This is a genomic window from Rhodococcoides kyotonense, assembly GCF_001645385.1.
Classification (GTDB): domain Bacteria; phylum Actinomycetota; class Actinomycetes; order Mycobacteriales; family Mycobacteriaceae; genus Rhodococcoides; species Rhodococcoides kyotonensis_B.
This window is the reverse complement of sequence record NZ_LVHI01000032.1, coordinates 129,406-149,425: the sequence shown is the minus strand read 5'-3', so window position 1 is coordinate 149,425 and position 20,020 is coordinate 129,406. Positions and strand designations below refer to the sequence as shown.

The 20,020-nt window shown below is 65.9% G+C and carries 21 protein-coding genes; 7 read left to right on the top strand and 14 right to left on the bottom strand.

The window, feature by feature from the left end; all coding sequences use genetic code 11:
• Positions 1–113 precede the first annotated feature (113 nt).
• The 4 genes from A3K89_RS20270 to A3K89_RS20255 are packed head-to-tail and all read left to right on the top strand — an operon-like array spanning position 114 to position 1,653.
• Complete coding sequence (locus A3K89_RS20270; RefSeq protein ID WP_068430095.1) at positions 114–500, top strand: helix-turn-helix transcriptional regulator; 387 nt, start codon at positions 114–116, stop codon at positions 498–500.
• Between the two features lie 19 nt (positions 501–519).
• Entirely contained in the window at positions 520–927 is a 408-nt protein-coding gene (locus A3K89_RS20265; protein WP_068430092.1) for a VOC family protein, read from the top strand.
• A 40-nt stretch (positions 928–967) separates the two neighbouring features.
• The gene (locus A3K89_RS20260; RefSeq protein ID WP_068429801.1) at positions 968–1,267 is read left to right on the top strand and encodes an ArsR/SmtB family transcription factor; all 300 of its coding nucleotides are present in this window, start codon (positions 968–970) and stop codon (positions 1,265–1,267) included.
• Positions 1,264–1,653: a VOC family protein gene (locus A3K89_RS20255; RefSeq protein WP_068429799.1), complete on the top strand. Its 390-nt coding sequence runs from the start codon at positions 1,264–1,266 to the stop codon at positions 1,651–1,653. The genes A3K89_RS20260 and A3K89_RS20255 overlap by 4 nt, the downstream gene beginning before the upstream one ends.
• An 18-nt stretch (positions 1,654–1,671) precedes the next feature.
• Here the strand turns inward: A3K89_RS20255 and dmpG are convergent, their stop codons facing one another.
• Genes dmpG through A3K89_RS20240 form a run of 3 tightly spaced genes read right to left on the bottom strand, consistent with a single transcriptional unit; the run spans position 1,672 to position 4,488 of the window.
• Complete coding sequence (gene dmpG, locus A3K89_RS20250; protein ID WP_068429798.1) at positions 1,672–2,730, bottom strand: 4-hydroxy-2-oxovalerate aldolase; 1,059 nt, start codon at positions 2,728–2,730, stop codon at positions 1,672–1,674.
• The gene (locus A3K89_RS20245; protein WP_068429795.1) at positions 2,727–3,674 is read right to left on the bottom strand and encodes an acetaldehyde dehydrogenase (acetylating); all 948 of its coding nucleotides are present in this window, start codon (positions 3,672–3,674) and stop codon (positions 2,727–2,729) included. The genes dmpG and A3K89_RS20245 overlap by 4 nt, the downstream gene beginning before the upstream one ends.
• A 4-nt stretch (positions 3,675–3,678) precedes the next feature.
• Positions 3,679–4,488: a 2-keto-4-pentenoate hydratase gene (locus A3K89_RS20240; RefSeq protein WP_068430089.1), complete on the bottom strand. Its 810-nt coding sequence runs from the start codon at positions 4,486–4,488 to the stop codon at positions 3,679–3,681.
• A 137-nt stretch (positions 4,489–4,625) separates the two neighbouring features.
• Between A3K89_RS20240 and A3K89_RS20235 the strand changes: the two genes are divergently transcribed.
• Genes A3K89_RS20235 through A3K89_RS20225 form a run of 3 tightly spaced genes read left to right on the top strand, consistent with a single transcriptional unit; the run spans position 4,626 to position 9,503 of the window.
• The gene (locus tag A3K89_RS20235) at positions 4,626–6,971 is read left to right on the top strand and encodes a CaiB/BaiF CoA-transferase family protein (protein WP_068429793.1); all 2,346 of its coding nucleotides are present in this window, start codon (positions 4,626–4,628) and stop codon (positions 6,969–6,971) included.
• 29 nt (positions 6,972–7,000) lie between these two features.
• Positions 7,001–7,963, top strand: coding sequence for a quinone oxidoreductase family protein (locus A3K89_RS20230; protein WP_068429791.1), 963 nt, complete (start codon positions 7,001–7,003; stop codon positions 7,961–7,963).
• Positions 7,964–7,979: 16 nt separating this feature from the next.
• On the top strand, positions 7,980–9,503 hold the full coding sequence (locus A3K89_RS20225; protein ID WP_254303599.1) for an AMP-binding protein: 1,524 nt from the start codon (positions 7,980–7,982) through the stop codon (positions 9,501–9,503).
• Here the strand turns inward: A3K89_RS20225 and A3K89_RS20220 are convergent.
• The 11 genes from A3K89_RS20220 to A3K89_RS20170 form a co-directional block, all read right to left on the bottom strand.
• Positions 9,484–10,392, bottom strand: coding sequence for an IclR family transcriptional regulator (locus A3K89_RS20220; protein WP_068429786.1), 909 nt, complete (start codon positions 10,390–10,392; stop codon positions 9,484–9,486). The two genes, A3K89_RS20225 and A3K89_RS20220, sit on opposite strands and share 20 nt — an antisense overlap.
• 137 nt (positions 10,393–10,529) lie before the next feature.
• Positions 10,530–10,859, bottom strand: a complete 330-nt coding sequence (fdxA, locus tag A3K89_RS20215; protein ID WP_068429785.1) for a ferredoxin — start codon at positions 10,857–10,859, stop codon at positions 10,530–10,532.
• A gap of 4 nt (positions 10,860–10,863) precedes the next feature.
• On the bottom strand, positions 10,864–11,853 hold the full coding sequence (locus A3K89_RS20210; protein ID WP_068429782.1) for an NAD(P)/FAD-dependent oxidoreductase: 990 nt from the start codon (positions 11,851–11,853) through the stop codon (positions 10,864–10,866).
• 155 nt (positions 11,854–12,008) lie between these two features.
• Positions 12,009–12,797 carry a class II aldolase/adducin family protein gene (locus A3K89_RS20205; protein ID WP_068429779.1) on the bottom strand — a complete coding sequence of 263 codons (789 nt, stop codon included), beginning with the start codon at positions 12,795–12,797 and terminating at the stop codon, positions 12,009–12,011.
• Entirely contained in the window at positions 12,794–13,627 is an 834-nt protein-coding gene (locus A3K89_RS20200; protein ID WP_068429778.1) for an ABC transporter permease, read from the bottom strand. The genes A3K89_RS20205 and A3K89_RS20200 overlap by 4 nt, the downstream gene beginning before the upstream one ends.
• The gene (locus A3K89_RS20195; protein ID WP_068429777.1) at positions 13,624–14,430 is read right to left on the bottom strand and encodes an ABC transporter ATP-binding protein; all 807 of its coding nucleotides are present in this window, start codon (positions 14,428–14,430) and stop codon (positions 13,624–13,626) included. The genes A3K89_RS20200 and A3K89_RS20195 overlap by 4 nt, the downstream gene beginning before the upstream one ends.
• The gene (locus tag A3K89_RS20190) at positions 14,427–15,410 is read right to left on the bottom strand and encodes an ABC transporter substrate-binding protein (protein WP_068429775.1); all 984 of its coding nucleotides are present in this window, start codon (positions 15,408–15,410) and stop codon (positions 14,427–14,429) included. Before A3K89_RS20190 ends, A3K89_RS20195 begins: the two co-directional genes overlap by 4 nt.
• Before the next feature lie 205 nt (positions 15,411–15,615).
• A complete protein-coding gene (locus A3K89_RS20185; protein WP_254303598.1) occupies positions 15,616–16,611 on the bottom strand; it encodes an NAD(P)-dependent oxidoreductase in 996 nt (331 codons plus the stop codon).
• A gap of 129 nt (positions 16,612–16,740) precedes the next feature.
• Entirely contained in the window at positions 16,741–17,613 is an 873-nt protein-coding gene (locus A3K89_RS20180) for an alpha/beta fold hydrolase (protein WP_068429771.1), read from the bottom strand.
• The gene (locus A3K89_RS20175) at positions 17,610–18,593 is read right to left on the bottom strand and encodes a catechol 1,2-dioxygenase (RefSeq protein WP_068429768.1); all 984 of its coding nucleotides are present in this window, start codon (positions 18,591–18,593) and stop codon (positions 17,610–17,612) included. Before A3K89_RS20175 ends, A3K89_RS20180 begins: the two co-directional genes overlap by 4 nt.
• Positions 18,594–18,597: 4 nt before the next feature.
• Positions 18,598–19,917: a M20 family metallopeptidase gene (locus tag A3K89_RS20170; protein WP_068429766.1), complete on the bottom strand. Its 1,320-nt coding sequence runs from the start codon at positions 19,915–19,917 to the stop codon at positions 18,598–18,600.
• Between the last annotated feature and the right edge of the window lie 103 nt (positions 19,918–20,020).

Here is a 20,020-nt window from a genome sequence, read left to right as displayed (position 1 = left end):
CTCGGCCCCCAATCCGTACTCGGGTTGGGGGCCGATCTGCGCTCCGGGCGTGGAACGATGCGGGGGTGACACCGGAACGTGCGGAAGAACAGCGCTTGCGCGACATCACCGCCATGCGACGCGTTCGCGACCGGATCGACCGCGAGTACGCGAAACCTCTCGACGTCGACGCACTCGCGCGCGGTGCGCACATGTCCGCCGGTCATCTGAGTCGCGAATTCCGCCGCGTCTACGGCGAATCCCCGTACTCGTACCTGATGACGCGACGGATCGAGCGGGCGATGACGCTGCTGAGGCGCGGGGACATGAGTGTCACCGAGATCTGCTTCGCCGTCGGCTCGTCGTCGCTCGGCACGTTCAGTACCCGGTTCACGGAGCTGGTCGGCGTGCCGCCGAGCGTCTATCGACGCGACCACTCACAGCACGGCGAGGGCATTCCGCCGTGCCTGGCCAAACAGGTGACGAGACCGGTCAGGAATCGAGAAGCGCGGCAGCAGTAGCCCCTTTAGCGTGATGGACATGAACATCACCATTCACTACGCGTTCCTCCCGCACACCGATGCCGACGCGGCACTGGGCTTCTACCGCGACACACTGGGTTTCGAGGTCCGCAAGGACGTCGGCTACGAAGACATGCGGTGGATCACCGTCGGGCCCGTCGGACAGCCGGGCACCTCGATCGTGCTTCACCCGCCTGCCGTCGACCCCGGAATCACCGACGACGAGCGTCGCACCATTCTCGACCTCATCGCCAAGGGTTCGTACGGCGCCGTGACGCTGGCCACCGACGACCTGGACGGTCTTTTCGAGCGTCTGCAGGCGGCGGGGGCGGACGTACTGCAGGAACCGATCGATCAGGACTACGGCGTGCGCGACTGCGCCTTCCGCGATCCCGCGGGCAACCTGATTCGCGTCAACCAGCTCTGATGCGTTGACAGGCAAGTCATCGCTTGCCTATGGTGAGGGCGTGACCGAACAGCCGGACGACTCCGAACTGTTCAAGGCGCTCGCAGACCCGACTCGCCGAATCATCCTCGACGAGCTGGTGGAGCGCGACGGTCAGACATTGTTCGAACTGTGCACGAGATTGATCATGAATCACGGCAATTCGTCGTCGCGGCAAGCAGTTTCGCAGCATCTCGACGTCCTGGCCTCGGCGCAGCTGGTCCGCGCCGAGCGTCAGGGCCGCTACAAGTTCCTCTATGTCGACACACGCCCACTCGCCCGGATCCAGCAACGCTGGCCCATCGCTCAGGAGTTCACGTGAAGATCTACATCTCGTCCCTGTTCGTCCCCGACCAGGACAAGGCACTCGAGTTCTACACCACGACACTGGGTTTCGTCGTCAAGCACGAGATCCCGCTCGGTGAGCACAAATGGCTCACCATCGTCGGCGCCGAGAATCCGGACGGGCCGGAAGTGTCCCTCGAGCCCGACGTGCACCCGGCCCTGAAGCCGTTCAAGACCGCGTTGATGGAAGACGGCATTCCGGCGACGTCGTTCATGGTCGACGACGTGAACGCCGAGTACGAGCGGCTCACGAAGCTCGGCGTCGTGTTCACGCAGCAGCCCACCGAGATGGGCTCGATGACCCTCGCGACGTTCGACGACACCTGCGGCAATCTGATCCAGATCGTCAGCGGCGCAGAGTAGGCGCGAGGGCATCGGCGGTCAGGATCGGACGCGTCGCTCCGACGACAGATCCAAGGCGATGTCGGCGATCAGATCCTCCTGACCTCCCACGAGTCCCCGCTCACCGACAGCGAGCAGAATCGAGCGCGTGTCCAATCCGTACTGCGCGGCAGCGGATTCGGCGTGCCGGAGGAAGCTCGAGTAGACGCCCGCATAGCCCAGGGTGAGCGTCTCGCGATCGACCTGCACCGGTCGATCCTGAAGAGGACGCACGATGTCGTCGGCCGCATCCTGCAACCCGAACAGGTCGCAGCTGTGCTTCCACCCGTACAGATCTGCGACGGCCACGAACGGCTCGAGCGGGCAGTTACCGGCGCCTGCGCCGTGCCCGGCCAGCGACGCGTCGACACGCGTCACGCCTTCCTCCACGGCCACAACGGAATTGGCCACGGACAACGACAGGTTCTGGTGAGCGTGAATTCCGATCTGCGTCTCGGGATCGAGCACGTCCCGATAGGCGCGCACGCGGTCGCGCACCCCATCCATGGTCAGACGCCCACCCGAGTCGGTCACGTAGACGCACTGGGCGCCGTAGGACTCCATCTTCTTCGCCTGCTCCGCGAGAAGAGCCGGCTCCGCGAGATGGGACATCATCAGGAACCCGGAGACGTCCATGCCGAGTTCTCGTGCCGTCGAAATATGCTGCGCGGACACGTCCGCCTCGGTGCAATGGGTCGCGACGCGGACCGACGTCACTCCCATCTCGAACGCCCGCTTCAGCTCCTTGACCGTCCCGACACCGGGAAGCAACAGCGTCGTGAGCCGGGCCCGATGAACCTGTGCCGCAGCAGCTTCGATCCATTCCCAGTCGGTGTTGCTGCCGGGGCCGTACGTGAGGCTGTGGCCTGCAAGGCCGTCCCCGTGCGTCACCTCGATGGCGTCGACGCCTGCACGGTCCAGCGCGCCCGCGATTCGCCCCACGTTCTCGGGGCTGATGCGATGCCGCAACGCGTGCATACCGTCGCGCAGCGTCACGTCCTGGATGTACAACGCCGCGCCGTCGGGCACGGTCGAACGGTTGTCGGTCGAGATGCTCATCGTGCTGCCACCTTTGCCCTGTCGCCCGCGATCGTCTCCGCGACCTGCAGTGCCGCCGACGTCATGATGTCGAGATTTCCCGCGTATGCCGGGAGGTAGTGTGCAGCCCCCTCGACCTCGAGAAAGACCGAGACCTTCCACAGCCCTGGGCCCTTGTCGACGCCACCGGTCAGCGTGGTCATCGAGTCGCCGTCGTCCACACGAGTGAACTGCACGTCCTGCTTGAGGCGATATCCCGGTACGTAGGCCGACACGGTGTCGATCATGTCGAGGATCGACCGGCGGATCGCATCCTGGTCCGGATCGGACACCAGTGCCAGGACGGTGTCTCGCATGATGAGAGGCGGATCTGCCGGGTTCAACACGATGATGGCCTTGCCGTGTGCCGCACCGCCCACCTGTTCGATCGCGGCGGCCGTCGTCTCGGTGAACTCGTCGATGTTGGCCCGCGTACCGGGACCTGCGGATTTCGACGCGATCGACGCGACGATCTCCGCGTAGTGGACCGGGGTGACGGACGAGATCGCTGCCACGACGGGGATGGTCGCCTGTCCGCCGCACGTCACCATGTTGACCACCGGCGCGTCGAGGTGTTCGTCCAGGTTGACCGCGGGGACGACGAACGGGCCGATCGCGGCGGGCGTCAGGTCGATCAGGCGTTTGCCGTACGGACGCAACGCCTCCTCGTTCGCCTTGTGGGCGGCAGCCGACGTGGAGTCGAAGACGATCTCGATGTCGTCGAAGTCCGGGTGTTCGATCAGACCCTGTACGCCGGTGGCGACGGTGTCGATGCCCATCCGGGCGGCGCGGGCGAGGCCGTCGGATGCCGGGTCGATTCCGACGAGGACGGCGATCTCGACGTTCTTCGCGATCCGCTTCAATTTGATGACCAGATCGGTTCCGATGTTTCCGGAACCGATGACTGCGGCCTTCGTGGTGGCCATGGTGCTACCTGTCCTCTTCCGGTCGATGCGTGAATGTGGCTGTGGCGGTGCCGATTCCCGAGATCGTCGTCGTGTACGTGCTTCCCGGTGCGACGGGGACCATCGGGCCGAGCGCTCCGGTCAGCACGATGTCGCCTGCGCGGAGCGGGGCACCGAACTCGATGCAGGTGTTCGCCAACCACACCAGTGCGTTCCACGGACTGCCCAAGCAGTCCGAACCACGACCGGTGGACACCTCGACTCCGTCCGCGGTCAGCGTCATCGCGACCGAGGCGAGATCTGGTGCATCGACACGTGGCACCGAATCGCCGAGCACGAACAGGCCGGACGACGCGTTGTCCGCCACCGTGTCGGCCAGCGAGATGTCCCAGTCTGCAATTCGGCTGTCGACGATCTCGAAGGCCGCGAACACGGTCGAGACCACATCGGGCGCCCGTTCTGCGGTCAACTCTTCGGTGACGTCGACATCGAGGATCACGGCGATCTCCGCCTCGATCTTCGGTTGCAGAACACGGGTGATGTCGAGCGGGCCCGCTCCCGTGCAGTCCATGTCGTCGAGCAACACTCCGAAATCGGGTCGGTCGACGCCGAGTTGACGCTGGACGGCGGGCGACGTCAACCCGATCTTGCGACCCACGACAGTCCGCCCCGACGCGAGCAGCGCATCGATGTTGCGTGACTGAATCCGGTACGCGGACGCGATGTCGTCGCGGCCGATGAGATCACGCACCGGTGAACACGGCTGCCTGGTGCGCGCCGCTGCGGCGAGACGATCCGCGGCTTCGCCGATCGTGTGTGGCTCCAACGTTGTCATGAGGCACAGAGTAGGAACGGCGACGGTCACTGCATACGAGATCGGTCCGGTCAGCGGTCCCGCACCGTTCGCACGACAACCGATGCGCATCTAGTGTCGACGACATCCAGCAACCGCGACGATCGGAGAGATCCACCTTGAGTGACAACGACATCCGAGTTGTCGAGCTGTCGGGGCCCTTCGTGCGGTCCGCCGGGCGGATGCTGGTCGGAATCGGCTGCGACGTCGTACTCGTCGAGCCACCGGAGGGTGACGATACGCGTCGCGACCTCGGCGGGTGCACGTTCGCGCACTGGCACGCGGGTAAGCGATCGGTCGTCGTCGAGACGGGCACCGCGAGCGGGTCGACGTCACTGACCACTCTGCTGCAGTGGGCCGACATCGTGCTCGACGGAAGGCAGCCCGGCGCAACGCCTTTGCCCGACGTCGACGGTCTCGTCCGCGTCCGCGTCACCCCGTTCGGCAGCGACGGCGTCCACAGTGGTTGGGAGGGAACGGATCTGACCGTCGCCGCACGCGGCGGCGCCATGGCACAGGTCGGGGATCCGGACGGACCCCCGTTGCTTTTGCCCGAGGGTCAAGCCGAACAACTCGCCGGCGTCAACGCTGCCATCGGCGCTCTGCTCGGCCTGTCGGCCCGACGTCGCGGACACGGCGGGCAGGACATCGACATCTCGGCACAGGAATGCGTCGCGGCGGCGCTCGAAGCAGGAACGCTGGCGTACCTGCACGAAGACCGAGTTCCACCGCGTCCGGGCCGTGTGCATCCTCTCGTGCCGCACGGCTTGTTCGACGCCGCGGACGGACACCTCGGAGGAGGCCTAGGCGGCAGCCCGCGCATGTGGGACAACCTCGTCGCATGGCTCACCGAGATGGGTGTGAAGGAGGATCTGGGCGATCCGAAGTGGGCCGACGCCCGCACCCGAAAGTCGGGGCAGCAGCACATCTTCGACGTCCTGAACCGCATTCTCTCGTCGTGGACGAAGGAAGAGTTCGCCGCCGCGGCCCAGGACCACCGACTGCCGTGGGCGGCCGTGGACAGGCCGGACGAAACGATCCGCAACCCTCAACTCAACGATCGCGACTTCTTCGTCGATCTGGAACGTGAGACGGGAACCGTGCGCGACCTCGGCTTCGGCTTCGCGTTCCCCGAGGGCCGTCGGCCGACGCGTCTGGACGTGCAGGCGCTGGGAGCGGATCAACAGCTGCTGACGTCGTTGCCCGATGTACGGCTCCCCGCCCACAGCAGCGAACAGGCCGGTCCGCTCGCGCTGTCCGGGATACGCGTGCTCGATCTGACCTGGGTTCTCGCGGGTCCGTACTGCACGCGCATTCTGGCCGACCACGGCGCGGAGGTGATCAAGGTCGAGTCGCTCGGACGACCGGACCCGACGCGCTTCGCCCCGTTCATGCACCTGTCGCGGGACGGCGGCGACGACCCGAACACCAGCGGCTACTTCAACGACGTCAACCGCAACAAACGCAGCATCACACTCGACACCAGATCGCCGGAAGGGCTTGCGGTCCTGCGGGATCTGATCGCCACGTGCGACGTCGTCGTCGAGAACTTCAGTTCGTCGGTGATGGAACGGATGGGCCTCGGTTACGCCGAACTCGACAGCATTCGCCCGGGTATCGTCTACACCTCCATGTCCGGCATGGGCCATACCGGACCTCGCAAGGACTGGGTCTCGTACGCCGACATCGTCTCTGCCAGCAGCGGTCTCACGGCCCTGACCGGCTGGTCCGTCGACGACGTCGTCGGAGTCATCTACGGCCACGGTGACATCGTCGCCGGGTTGCAGGCGGCGTTGGCGACGCTCGCGGCTCTCGAACATCGCAGCCGCACCGGCCGCGGGCAACACATCGACCTCTCGCAACTCGAAGCGATGGCGTCGCACATGGGTACGTCGGTCGTCAGCGCCAACGGCGCGGGCATCACTCCGACCCCGATCGGCAACGCGCACAGACTGTATGCGCCGCACGGGGTGTATCGATGCCTCGGCGCCGACTCGTGGTGCGCCGTGGCGGTACGCGATCATGCCGAGTGGGCGGCCCTGTGCCGTGTCGTGGGCCGAACCGACTGGGTCGACGACCCCCTTCTGCAGACGGCCGATGCTCGACGCGCCCGAGACAAGGACATACGCGATGCCGTGGAGGCCTGGACCCGCGTACGTCCGGTCGCAGTGGTTCAGGACGCGCTGCAGCAGGCGGGCGTGCCCGCGGGCGCGGTGCAGAACGGCAGGGATCTCGTGGAACACGATGTGCACCTGCGTGATCGACAGTTCTACGTCCCCGTCGACCATCCCGTGGCGGGCACCTTCCTGCACGAGGGAACGCCCATCCGTATGTCGTCCACCAGGGGCGGTGTTCGTCGCCCCGCCCCCGTTCTCGGATCCGACACCGACGACGTGTTGAGCACGATCCTCGGCTACACGCCCGACCAGATCGCATCCCTACGGTCCGCACAGACACTGCGCTGACCACCCCGCACACTATTTCAGGAGGCCACATGCGCGCCGCGCTACTGCACACCTACGGCGAGAGCCCCGTCGTCGAGGACATCGATGTACCGGTGCGGGAACCGGGTCGTTCCCTCGTTCGGGTCGACGCGGCCGCCCTCGGCCATCTCGACCTCACCGTCGCCAGCGGCACGTTCGGGGTCAAGCCCACGCTGCCGCACATCGGCGGCACGGACGGGTCCGGCACCGTGGTGGAGTCCGACACCTTGCCCATCGGCTCACGAGTCCTCGTGCGCGGCAAAGGGATCGGACTGTTCAAGAACGGCTGCTGGGCCGACTACGTCGTCGTCGACGACCGCGCTCTCACTCCGGTGAACGCCGAGCTCGATCCAGCCGTCGCCGCGACCTTCTTCCTGCCGAGCACCACCGGATACGTATCGGTCAACGACGTGGCTCGGGTCGCGCCGGGTGAACGCGTCGTCGTCTCCGGCGCGTCCGGCGCCGTCGGCGCGATGGCCGCACAGTTCGCGCTGCTGGCCGGAGCGGCCGAGGTCATCGGGGTCGTACCGCGCGAGGACCAGGTCGAGTTGGTGCCCGCAGGCGTACGGCCGGTGGTGGGGCGCGGGGACACGTTGCTCGAGGCGCTCGGATCGGAGCCCGTCGCCGACGTATTGATCGACACCCTGGGCGGCGACGTACTCGCGCCGCTACTGCGGACGGTGGTGCCGGGTGGTCGGGCCGCGCTGATCGGCTACACCCTGGGTACGGAACTGACCGTCGATCTGCCGAACTGGTTGCTCAGCGACGTGTCGCTGCTTCCGGTCAACATGATGCGCAAGACCGATCGACAGGCCGAACTCGCACCTGTCATGATCGACCGACTGCTGTCCGGTGATCTGGTCCTGACCGTCCAGCGATTCGATCTGGAAGACATCGCCGACGCTCTGATCGCACTGCGGGAAGGCAAAGTGGCCGGCCGGGCAGTGGTCGTTCCCGGGCTCCGGAATCGCTGAACCCTTGGATCGACGCGTGAGAACCATACCGGCGCTGATCGCGGCGCGCGCTGCCGAGCGTCCCGACGCATCGGCGCTTCGCGGGTCCGGTACGACGCGCTCGTACGGACTCCTCGCGGAGCGCGTCGCGTCGATGGGCGGCGCCTTACTGGATCACGGCGTGGTGCAGGGTGATTCGGTCCTCGTGCTGTCGTCGAACCGCATCGAGATGGTCGAGGCCATGCTGGGGTGCGTCTGGATCGGCGCAGTAGCCGTTCCCGTCAACCCCGAGTTGCGAGGCGACGGGTTGACCTTCGTCCTCGCAGCCTCGGGGGCACGCCACGTGTTCACCGAACCCGTCCATACGCAGCGGATTCGATCCGCCGGTTTCCGAGGGGCCCTGTGGGAGTTCGGTTCCGACGCGCCCTCACCCGAGACCGGCCGATCGGTTCCCGCCGCGGACGTCGATTCGCTCGACACCGCCATGGTGCTGTTCACGTCGGGAACCACCGGACCTCCCAAGGGCGTGCGGTGTCCACACGCGCAGTTCGTGTACTGGGGACTCGGTGTCGGTGACGCGCTCGCGGTGACACAGGACGACGTGCTGTACAACTGCTTGCCGTTCTTCCACACCAACGCGATCAACGCCATGTTCCAGGCCTTCGTCGCGGGTGCGACGTTCGTTCTGGGACAACGGTTCTCCGCCCGTGCCCATTGGGCCGACGTCGCCGACGCGCAGGCGACGGTGACCTATCTCCTCGGCGCGATGGTCGCCATGTTGTCGTCGCTACCGCCATCCGAGGCCGACCGCGCACATTCCGTCACCCGATCGCTCGCGCCGGCGACGCCGCCGCACCTGTACACCCTGTTCCGGGAACGGTTCGGCGTGGACCTGATCGACGGGTTCGGATCGACGGAAACCAATCTCGTGCTCGGAAACGACTGGGCGACAGCCCGCCCGGGCTACCTGGGCACCGTACGTCCCGGATACGACGCGGTCGTGCTCGACGCCGACAACGCTGTCGCCGACGGCAATCCGGGCGAACTGGTCGTGCGTACTCACCTGCCCGGCGCCTTCGCGACCGGGTATCTGGGCGAGCCGATTCCCGCGACGGACTCCTGGCGTCGTACCGGCGACAGGGTCGTCCGTGAACCCGACGGCTGGTTCCGCTTCGTGGACCGCATCAAGGACGTCATTCGTCGACGAGGAGAGAACGTGTCGTCCGTCGAGGTCGAAACGGTTCTCGGCCGGCATCCGGCCGTCGCACAGGTGGTGGCGTTTCCTGTCCCGTCGTCGCTGGCCGAGGACGACATCATGGTGGCCGTCGTTCCTCGGACCGGGCACGTCGTCGATCCGCTCGACCTGCTGCGCCGGTCGGAACCGCATCTGCCGTACTTCGCACTGCCCCGTTACGTCGACGTCGTGGACGAGCTGCCACTGACCGACACGGGCAAGGTGCGGAAAGCCGAATTGTCCGGCCGTGGGGTCGGACCGAACACCTGGGATGCCGAACGCTACGGGTACGTACCGACGCGGGTGGTCACCGACCGCACCCGTTGAACGAGCACACCGTCGGGTGGCACGTCGACTCGCGATTCGCGAGGCCGTCGGGTCGGTGGCACTTCATCGCCTGCAGCGTGCGGGAGATCCCCATGCCCGCGGTGCGCAGTGCACCGGTGACGCGACTGACGTTCAACCGAGAGGTCGGTGCCGTCACCGACAGCGCGCCTGCCAGGACGTCGTGGCCGCTGAACACCGGCACCGCGACACTCATGTACCCCAGCCGCGTCTCCTCGACCTCGACAGCGAGCTTGTCGCGTCGCATCCGCTCGAGTTGGTGCGCCAGTACCGACACCGACATCGTCGTACGTGCCGTCAGCGCGGTGAAGCCCTGGGCCGCGACCTCGTCGAACACCGAGCGAGGCGAGAAGGCCATGATGATCTTGCCGGTGGCCGTGCAGTACAGCGGCAATCGACCGGCGACGCGGGAGTTCTCGTTCAGTCCCCGGTGCCCGACGATCTTCTCGATGTAGAGAACGTCGAGGCCCTCGCGAACCGCGAAGTGCACGGTCTCCTGCGTGGCGAGCAGGAGATCCTCCATGTACGGCAGAGCGGCGTCGCGCAGGATCCGCTGCCGCGGTACGAGCTGACCGAGTTCGAAGAGCCGGAGGCCGAGTCGGTATTTCGTTCCCGCACGCTCGAGCAGTCCCCACTCGACCAGCTCACCCGCCAACCGATGCACACTCGCCTTCGCCACACCGCTGCGGCGGGTGAGCTCGGTCAAGGACAGATCGGCGTTCTCGCGGTCGAACGCGTCGAGGATGAGTCGCGCTTTCCCCAGGACGGACGCAAGATCCGCCGAAGGAGCAGACGGCGCGGACGGGCGTGCATCGATGCGCAGCAGCGGAGCCGACGAAGGACCTGGGGATGCGGGAACTGCGGAACTCATTCTTCACCTCGTGTTCGACTGTTGGCTTCCCCCGACAGAACGTTAAGGGTTTTCGGCCGGCTCGGTCACCGAAACGGGTTCATTGGGCGAACTGGACTCATGTTCGTTACATGCCGAGCCGTTTCGTCCGGTTCCGGTCAGGCTTCCTCGAATTCGTCGACGATGGGAGTGTCGACACCGATCGGCCCGATCTTCGCGGCACCGCCCGGCGTTCCGACCGGTTCGGATCTTCCGTCCAGCACCTCGAGGAAGAACCGCTTGTTGTCCTCGCGGAACTCCGGATCCGCCTTGCGGTCGACCGTGATGGCCTCGACCGGGCACGCCAATTCGCATGCCCCGCAATCGATGCACTCGGCCGGGTTGATGTACAGCTTGCGATTGCCCTCGTAGATGCAATCGACCGGGCATTCTTCCATGCACGATCGATCCATGTAATCGATGCACGCTTCTCCGATGACGAACGGCATGACGTCAGTTCTCCTGCTCTGTGGAATGACCCGGGAAGATTTCCGCGTCGGGGTCGAGGACGGCGGCCGCGTTGTTGACGGCGGTGGCGGCTTCACCGAAACCGACGGCGATCAGCCGCACCTTGCCGGGGTAGTCGGTGATGTCGCCCGCTGCGTACACGCGCGGGGCCGTGGTCTGCATTCGGGTGTCGACGAGTACGTGCCGGTTCTCGATCGCGATGCCCCAGTCGTTCAGCGGACCGAGGTCGGCGGTGAAGCCGAGAGCCGCGATGACCGACTGCGCCGACAGGGTGTCCTGGTGACCTGCCTTGTGCGCGATGTCGACCTCGGAGATCCACTCCTCACCGCGCACCGCCGAGACGTCGGCGTTGACGACGACCTGCACCGAGCTGTCGAACACCTTGGCCACCGATGCCTTGTGCGCACGGAACTTGTCACGCCGGTGCACGAGAGTCACCGATTTCGCGATCGGCTCCAGATGGGCTGCCCAGTCGAACGCGCTGTCACCACCGCCCACGATGACGACGTCGCGATCGGCATGCGCGGACAGGTCGGGCACGAAGTAGCTCAGCCCGCGACCGAGGAAACCGTGCCCCTTCGGCAGAGGCCGCGGCGTGAACGCGCCGATGCCACCGCAGATGACGACTGCACCCGCGAAGATGGTGCGGTCCTTGTCCGTCGAGATCGCAACGGATCCGTCCGGAAGGTGCCGCAGATTCGATGCGCGCTCGCCCAGTACGTATTCGGGTGAGTACGGAGCAGCCTGCGCCAGAAGGCCGTCGATCAGGTCGCGTCCTTTCACCGACGGGAACCCTGCGATGTCGAGGATGGCCTTCTCCGGGTACATCGCGCTGATCTGCCCGCCGGGCTCGTCCAGTGCGTCGAGTACGGCGACCCGCAGTCCGCGGAATCCGGCGTAGTACGCGGCATACAGCCCGGCCGGGCCGGCGCCGATGATCAGAATGTCGACCGACAGGTCCACCGATGAAGTCATGATCGAACCGTAAACACAGTGCGGCGCAGAGGAAATGGAAACGGTTCGCTCACCGGAACACTCCCGCCGGCCCGTGCAATCGGCGGTGCACGACGAAAACCGGGTACGCGCGACAAGTCGTCGCGCGTACCCGGTGCTTGAAGTGCAGAACGAAATCAGTGACCGAAGATGTCGGGCTCCTCGGCCGCGATCTTCTGGATGATGGTCGAGTAGGCGAACCACCCCACCTTCTCGGTCCCCACGGCGTCGTACGTCGTGGCCGCGATCTTGTCGTACAACACCACTGGCGTTCCCGCCGCACGTGCCGCGAGCTCCGCCTGCATCGAGCGTTCCATCGACACGTACCACCAGACGGCCGACTCGACGGATTCCCCGACCGTGAGGTGGCCGTGATTGGTCAGGATGACCGCCTTCTTCGAACCCAGTGCGGCCGCGATCCGTTCGCCCTCCTCGTCGTCGAGAACCACACCGTGGTACTCCTCGTACATCGAGTGATCGTCGTAGAAAGCGCACGCGTCCTGCGTGATCGGTGAAAGCAGTTGGTGCAGCGACGAGAACGCCTTGCCCTGCAGGCCGTGTGCGTGGACCGCGCCGATCACGTCCGGGCGTGCGTGGTGGATCTTGGAGTGGATGACGAAGGCCGCCCGGTTCAGTGGCCCGGAACCGGACAGAATCGTTCCGTCCGACCCGACGTGCAGTAGTTCTTCGGGTCGCACCTGCGAGAAGTGTCGACCGAACGGGGCCGTCCAGAAGGTTTCCGGGTCCTCTGGGTCACGGGCCGTGATGTGGCCCGAGATTCCCTCGTCCAGTCCGAAGCGAGACAGGATTCGGTAGCCTCCGACCACCGCGACCTTGCGGCGGTGACGTTCCTGCTCGACAGTCAGACCTGTTGGGGCGCCGGGGATTCCGGCCTTCTCTGCGATGGTGGCGGTGTCGTTCGTCATTTCACTCCGTACTTTCCGAGGAACCTGGTGGAGACCGTTCGGAGAATGCGGTCGAAGAGGAATCCCATGATTCCCAACGTGATGATTCCGACGAAGGTCCAGTCGATGCGTCCGTAGTTACGAGCCTGCCAGATCATCGAGCCGATACCGGCGTTGGCGGCGACGATCTCGGCCGAGACGATCGTCAGGAAGCTGTTTCCCATCGCCAGACGCGCACCGGTCACGATTCCCGGGACGGTCGACGGCAACACGACCGTCTTCATGATCTGGAAGCGACCGGCACCGAGATTGGCCGCTGCCTGCAGCTTGTTGTCGCTGATCGCGACGGTCGCCGCGATCGTACTGACGGTCACGATGAACACCGACGTGTAGAAGATCAGAACGATCTTGGACGTCTCACCGATGCCGAACCAGACGACGGCGAGTGTCACGAACGCGATCGGTGGGATGAATCGGAAGAATTCGATGTACGGGTCGAGGAGTTGTCGAACGATGTCGATGCGGCCCATGAGAATTCCGACGGGGGCTCCGACCACGACGCCGAGTGCCCAGCCGATGAGAATTCGTCCCGCCGACGCCTGGATCGAGCTCCACAGGACGCCGCTGTCGGACAGTTCCTTGGCAGCGGACACCACTGCCGTGGGCGACGCCATCGTGGTCGGCCCGTACCACCATGCAAGGAAGGACCACACGGCCAGTCCGAGCACGACGGACGCCGACCAGAGGGCTGCCGTGCGGAGGACCGATCCGCTCATGGAGCGCGCTCGGCTTGCCTTCCGACGGCTGGGTGCTGATGCGGTCGCGGGACGACCGGCGACGACTGCGGTCACAGCTCGTCCTCCTCGATTCCTTGATTTCTCAGTGAGGCAACGACTTCGGCACGGATGTCGTCGCGAAGACGTTCGTAGAGATCCGCCACGGCCGGGTTCTTCCGGTCACGTGGGCGGGGCGCGTCGACGGTGTAGACGCTCTTGATGCGTGCACTCGGCCCTGCGCTCATGACCACGACCCGATCGGCGAGCGTGATCGCCTCGTCGATGTCGTGGGTCACGAACACGACGGTGCAGCCGGTGTTCCGCCAGATCGTGTCGAGTTCGGTCTGCAGCACCTGACGCGTCTGCGCGTCGAGGGCTCCGAAAGGCTCGTCCATCAGGACCAGGCGCGGCTGGTTGGCGAGAACGCGAGCGATCTGCACACGTTGCTTCATGCCGCCGGACAGCTGGGTCGGGTACTTGGCGCCTGCGTGACGGAGACCGACCATGGCCAGGTACTCGGCGGCGATCCGGGCCTGTTCGGCCTTGTCGGCCCCGCGCATCCGCGGACCGTAGGCCACGTTCTGGCTCACGGTCATCCACTCGAACAGAGCTTCCGAGCTCTGGAAGACCATGCCGGCGTGCGTGTTGTTGCCCTCGACGCGGACGTCGTTGCAGACCACCTCACCCTCGGCGGTGTCGACGAAACCGGCGAGTGCCGACAGCAAGGTCGACTTGCCGCATCCACTCGGTCCGAGCAGACAGACGAACTCGCCCGGTTGGATGTCGAGATCGATTCCGGACACGACCTCCAGCTCGCCGAAACGAATGGCTACATCGCGTACGTGAACCGGGACTCCCTCGATGGTGCTCGCGGTCATGCCTGCCCTCCTTCGGACCAGTCGACGAGAATCGACGCGTTCAGATCCGGCTGCGCGTTCATCGCTCCCACCTTCAGATAGAAGTCGACGACCGACTGTGCGTCCTCGATGCTCTTCTCGGTGAGGTCCTCGACGACGAAGTCGATCTCGTCGATCGCGGTCAGCGTCTGCTGCTCGTCGGAGTTGACCGCGGCCATCGTCGCCGCGGTGGCGGCTGCAGGGTCGGCTTCGACCTTCTCGGTAGCCTCCTGCAGGACGTCGCGCACGGTGCGTGCGGTCTCCTCGTTCGCGCTCAGCCAGGAGTCCGTCGTGATCGCCCAGTGGTGGTAGAACCAGTCGTAGTCACCGGTGGTCGCCACGACCTTGCCCGTTCCCTGGTCGAGGGCCGCCGTCGGCCACGGCTCCCAGAGCACGTAGCCGTCGATGTCACCTCGGCTCAGCAGAGCGGGCATGTCGGTCGGTGTCGCGGTGATCTCCTCGATCGAATCCGCGGCGATGCCGTTGGCCTCGAGGTACTTGTCCGTCGAGATCTGGCTGAGCCCGGGAACGATGCCCAGCTTCCTGATGGCCTGCGGGGAATCGACCCGGTTACGCAGAACCACCTTGATGTACTCCCCCGAGGTCTCGTAGGAGTACATCGCACGCAGCCCCGGGTTCTGCTGCAGCTGCGCGATCGTGGTGGTGTCCGAGCTACCGGCCATCTGAACCTGCCCGGTCGACAGCGCATCGACCGCTTCGCCGCCGCGCCCGAACTGGACCAGTTCGACGTCGAGTCCGGCGGCGTCGAACATGCCTTCGTCCTTCGCGAGGAAGAACGGTGCGTAGGACGCGTCGATGCCGACCGCGATGCGGATGCTCCCTCCCGCCGAGGTGGATTCCGCTGCCTCGGTCGCGGGACGGCTGCAGGCTCCGAGAAACAGTGCGGCCAGCGTCGCCGTCGCGAGAACACTCGTCGTTCCGAGCTTGAATCGTTGTGCCATGGGCTGAAGCTTTCCTTTGTGTGATCTGCGTCGCATACGCGGGCTCATGTCCGAAAACGTAATTGCGGTAGTCGTGAGCGCCCACCAACTGGGTCCACCGTGCGGACCGGGACGAACAACTTACGGCGACGCAACGTCCGGCCACCGGGCCGGAACGAGGACGCAACGCGGGCGAAACATTCCCCGCGCCGAGGTGAGAAGCCGATTATCGGGACGAGAGCGACGTCGGCTGCTGCCCGGCGACGCCGTTGACGACCCACAACGGGTCGTGGTCGCTCAGTACACGCTCGACGTTCCTGGCCACCATGTCGGCGATCGCACGCATTGCCGTCGAGGAACCGCCCGCCACATGAGGACTGAGCAGCACGTTGTCGAACTCGCGTAAGGGTGAGCCGTCAGGCAGCGGTTCGGTCTCGACGACGTCGAGCGCCGCGCCTCCCAGCCGGCCGCGCCGCAGAGCGTCGATCAGCGCGGCCTCGTCGACGACGCCTCCGCGCGCGACGTTCACCAGCACTGCGCCGTCGGGCATGGCGTCGAACTGTGCGCGACCGATTGCGCCCCTCGTGTCGTCCGTGAGCGGTACCGACAGCACGAGGACGTCCGACTCCGCGACGAGCACGTCGAGCGGTACGCGTTCGAAGTTCGCGTCCCGTTTGTCGCTCCGCGCGGCATAGCGCACCGTGCACCCGTACGCGCCGAACAACGACGCAGCGCGTCGCCCGACCTCACCGAAACCGACCACGCCGACGCGACACTCGGCCAGATCGCGGCAACCACGACGCACGATCGACTCCTGCGGCCACCGGCCCGCGCGGACTTCGGCATCGGCCCATCCGACGGATCGGTTCAGGTACGACGCGGCCGTGACGGCCCACTCGGCAACGGAACTAGCATTACCGCCCGGCGCGTTGCTGACCGGCACTCCGGCGTCGGCCCATGCACCGAGATCGATGAAGTTGACGCCTGCACCGGGCTGCTGGACGAGGCGCACGTTCGACCCGGCCAGGGCCTCGTCACGTCCGAGTGGCAGTTCGCCGCTCCACTCTCCGATGACCACCGTCGCGTCGGGAAGCAGTGCCGACACCGCTCGTCGCGTTCTCTCCGGTGGGCGAACGACGTGCCCCCTTTGTCCGATCCGGTCGGTCACGGTGCATTCGATCACACCGTATTCGTCCGTCGCCAACAACAAGATCGTTTCCACGCCTTCACCTTTCACGTCGAGCAGCATCGGCCGAAAACGCACGCGGCCGACGGCACCATTGTGGGTCCCGTCGGCCGCGTCCGCGAGTTGTGCGCACCGAGGCTCACTCGCCCTCGGTTCGAGAATCGGTCAAGCAGTCGTCTTCGCCGCCGCCGACGCTTCCGCGAGGAAGTCGAGACTGAGCGGGTTGTAGAGCGCCGCCTGCTCGTGCTGCGGCCAGTGTCCGCACTCCTCGAAGAGTTCGAGGCGCGCACCGGGGATGTCGGCGGCCATCTTTCGGGCCTCCGGCACGTCGCCGAACGGGTTCTCGTGACCCCACACGACGAGCGTCGGCGCCGTGATGGACGCAAGCCGCTCCGGCCGCAGCAGGTTTCGCTGCCGGGTCTCCATCTCCTGCAGGGTCAGCAGATTGTGGATGTTGTCGACGAATTCCTGGCGGTGATAGATGCGGTGACGTACGTTCACCAATTCTTCGGTCGCGTTGGCCGGATCGTGCATCAGCAGATGCATCCGCGAACGCGTCAGGCCGATGTCGTCGGTGGTGACCGCACGCATGGTGGACGTCTTGATGCGTTCCATCACCTCCGGGTTGGCCACGGTGCCGCCCGCCGCCAGAAGTTGCAGCGACAGAACGCGTTCGGGCTGCTCACTCGCCAGGTGTGCGGCAACCCAACCGCCGAGGGACTCACCGACCAGGTGGGCGCGCGAGAGGCCGACGGCATCCATGTAGGCGACGAGATGCTCGACGTAACGCGGGATTTCGTACGGGTAGTCCGGTTTCCCGGTGTACCCGTGTCCCAGCATGTCGATGGCGTGGCATTCGTAGCGTTCCGAGTGCGAGGCGATGTTGCGTGCGAACGCCTCGAGATGGCCGCTCGTGCCGTGGAGGAAGATGACGGCCTCGTCACCGGATCCGGCTTGCAGCGAACGCGTCGGAATCCCCGCGGCGTCCACCGTCTTCACGCAGAAGTCCAGCCCTGCCAGTTCGGTCCAGATGGTCATTGTCTCTCCGATTTCGTCGTCGTAGCGTTCTGTAGGTCCTGCTGTGCTGCGGGATCGAGCACCGTGATGCCCATGCCCGTGAGCCATTCGGGGATCGACTCGTACGCGAGCCGTTCGCCCGCGACGTCGCGCAGGAGGGTCGACATCATCAGCCAGGTGCGCAGCTCCTGGGCGCCGTTGCCCGCTTCCTTCTCCATCGATTCGGTCGTGTAGTCGACCAGTTCGGACGCACTGCCCTTCTCGAACAGGCGAAGCACGTAGTCGTCGAAAGCCGGCGTGATCGCGGCCTCGGCCGCTCGGATGATCTCACGACGTCGAACGTCGTACTGAGACCAGTTGGCGCGGCCGTCCAGCCACGCCTGGACCATGAAGTCCTCGTCCTCGCCGTGCGGATCCCGCCAGTCCGGCCACGGCAACCGGTGGGACATTCCACCGGACGCGATGACCACGACTCGCTTGTCGGAGGCTTCCCGCTCGATCGAATCACGCAGCGCGACAGCGAAATCCCTGCACCGCTCGAACGTCGGGAGGGGAGGCGCGAACACGTTGACCACGATCGGGACGATCGGCACGTCGATACCGTCGAGAAGATACTGAATGGCGTGCGACTGGCCGTGATCGATCTGAATGCGTGCCGAGAACGCCGGATCGAACTTGCCGTTCTCGATCAGGTCGTTCGCGAGATGACGGGCGAACTCGACGTCGACCCGCTGCGGCCCCTTGGGCGTACCCGACTCACCGCTCGCGACGCATTCGCCGACGCCGATGGTGAACGCGGGTATGAGATCGAGCCAGAATCCTCGAAAGTGGTTGGAGCCCAACAGAACGACGACGTCCGGCCTCGAGTCCGCGATGCGATCGCGAGCCGCGCGCAGTCCGTCACGGAACCGCTCCGCCTCGTCCTTGTGGGTGGTCTCCTCCCAGTGGGTGTTCATCAGGGTGCTGTGCGAAGCACCTACACCCAACGTCACGATAGCCATGTCGTCACAGTCCTACTTCCTCGAGTGTGCGGGTGACCGTGTCGAGTGCGACGTCGACGAGATAGTGCGTCAACTCCTCGGCCCGGCGCAGATCCACGGTGTTCATTCCCATCGCGAAATCCACCTCGAACGGCGCGTCCACTACCTTCGGCATGCCGACCCGAACGGTGGGAATTCCTCTGCTACGCAATATGTTCGCGTCTGTTGCGCCACTGGCGTCGTACGCGGGTTCGTGCGGTCTTCCTTCCCTCGCCTCCCACGCGGCGATCGCGCTACGGCACAACCACATGTCCTCGTCCGACGATTCGCCCGCGATGGCCAACACCTGCTCGACCTCGATCTCCAGTCCGCCCAGGTCGTCCGCGATTCGCCGCACGGCCGCCAGGAGCTGTCGTTTGGCGTCGCTGGGTGTGGTGCGCGGACTCAATCGCAGATCCACCGTCATCGTCACCTGCTCGGGGGTGAACGACGCGGTGCGTTCCCACCCGCCGCGGATGTTGGCGACGATCCCCTGTGGCGCCACCAGACCCGAGGTGTTGGCCACCGAGTACTTCGGGAACCACTCCTCGAGTCGCGCAGCGACCGCCCCCGCCGCCGCAATGGGGTTCGCGTAGGGCAGGCGATGTCTCGACCCGACGTAGGTGTGTGTCCCGTGGACCGTGACGGTGAACCAGGCGAGGCCCACTTCTTCCCACGAGACGGTCCACCCCGGTTTCGCGATCAACGCGAAGTCCGCCCAGACCCCCTGTTCGAGAAGGAACGAGCACCCCACGCCCTGTCCGGTGTTCAGACGCGGATTGCCGACTCCCGCACGCGCATTGGTCGGCATGCCTCCTGCGCCGAATCCGACGATCAGATCGCCCTTCAGCGGTATCTCGGCTGCGGCGATCGCCTCGACCGCGGCGATGACGCACGCCGCGTGCCCCTTGGGGTTGGACGCGCCGAGGCCGATCAGGTAGTCCCCGTCGACTCTGGCCTTCGCCACCATGTCCGGGCGCAGCGCGGGGCCAAGTGCAGGCAGGTCCTCTGCGGGGTCGCCGGTGGTGACGGTGTCGATCGGCGCGTAGAGAAGCAGGTCGGGACCTGTGCCGTCCCCACGCAGGCGACCCCACGAGTTGGCCTGCCGATCGTCCAACGCCATGGTGTGCGCGTCGACCCCCGCACGGTCGAGCGTCTCGGTGACGACACGGGCGAGCGGAGCTTCGTCACCGGTCGGGCTCGCGACGTCGACGAGGTCGATCAATATGTCCCGCAAGCGGTCTCGACTCACGTGCCGATGTGCCTGCGCCGAACGATCGGTGCGGTCGTCGGGCGACGACGTCACGGGCGGACCTGATGGACTTGCGTGTTCGAGTGACGGGCGACGAACTGCCACAGCAGCTGGGAGCCCACGAGCGTACCTGCGCCTGCGAGTGCTGCGATCACGA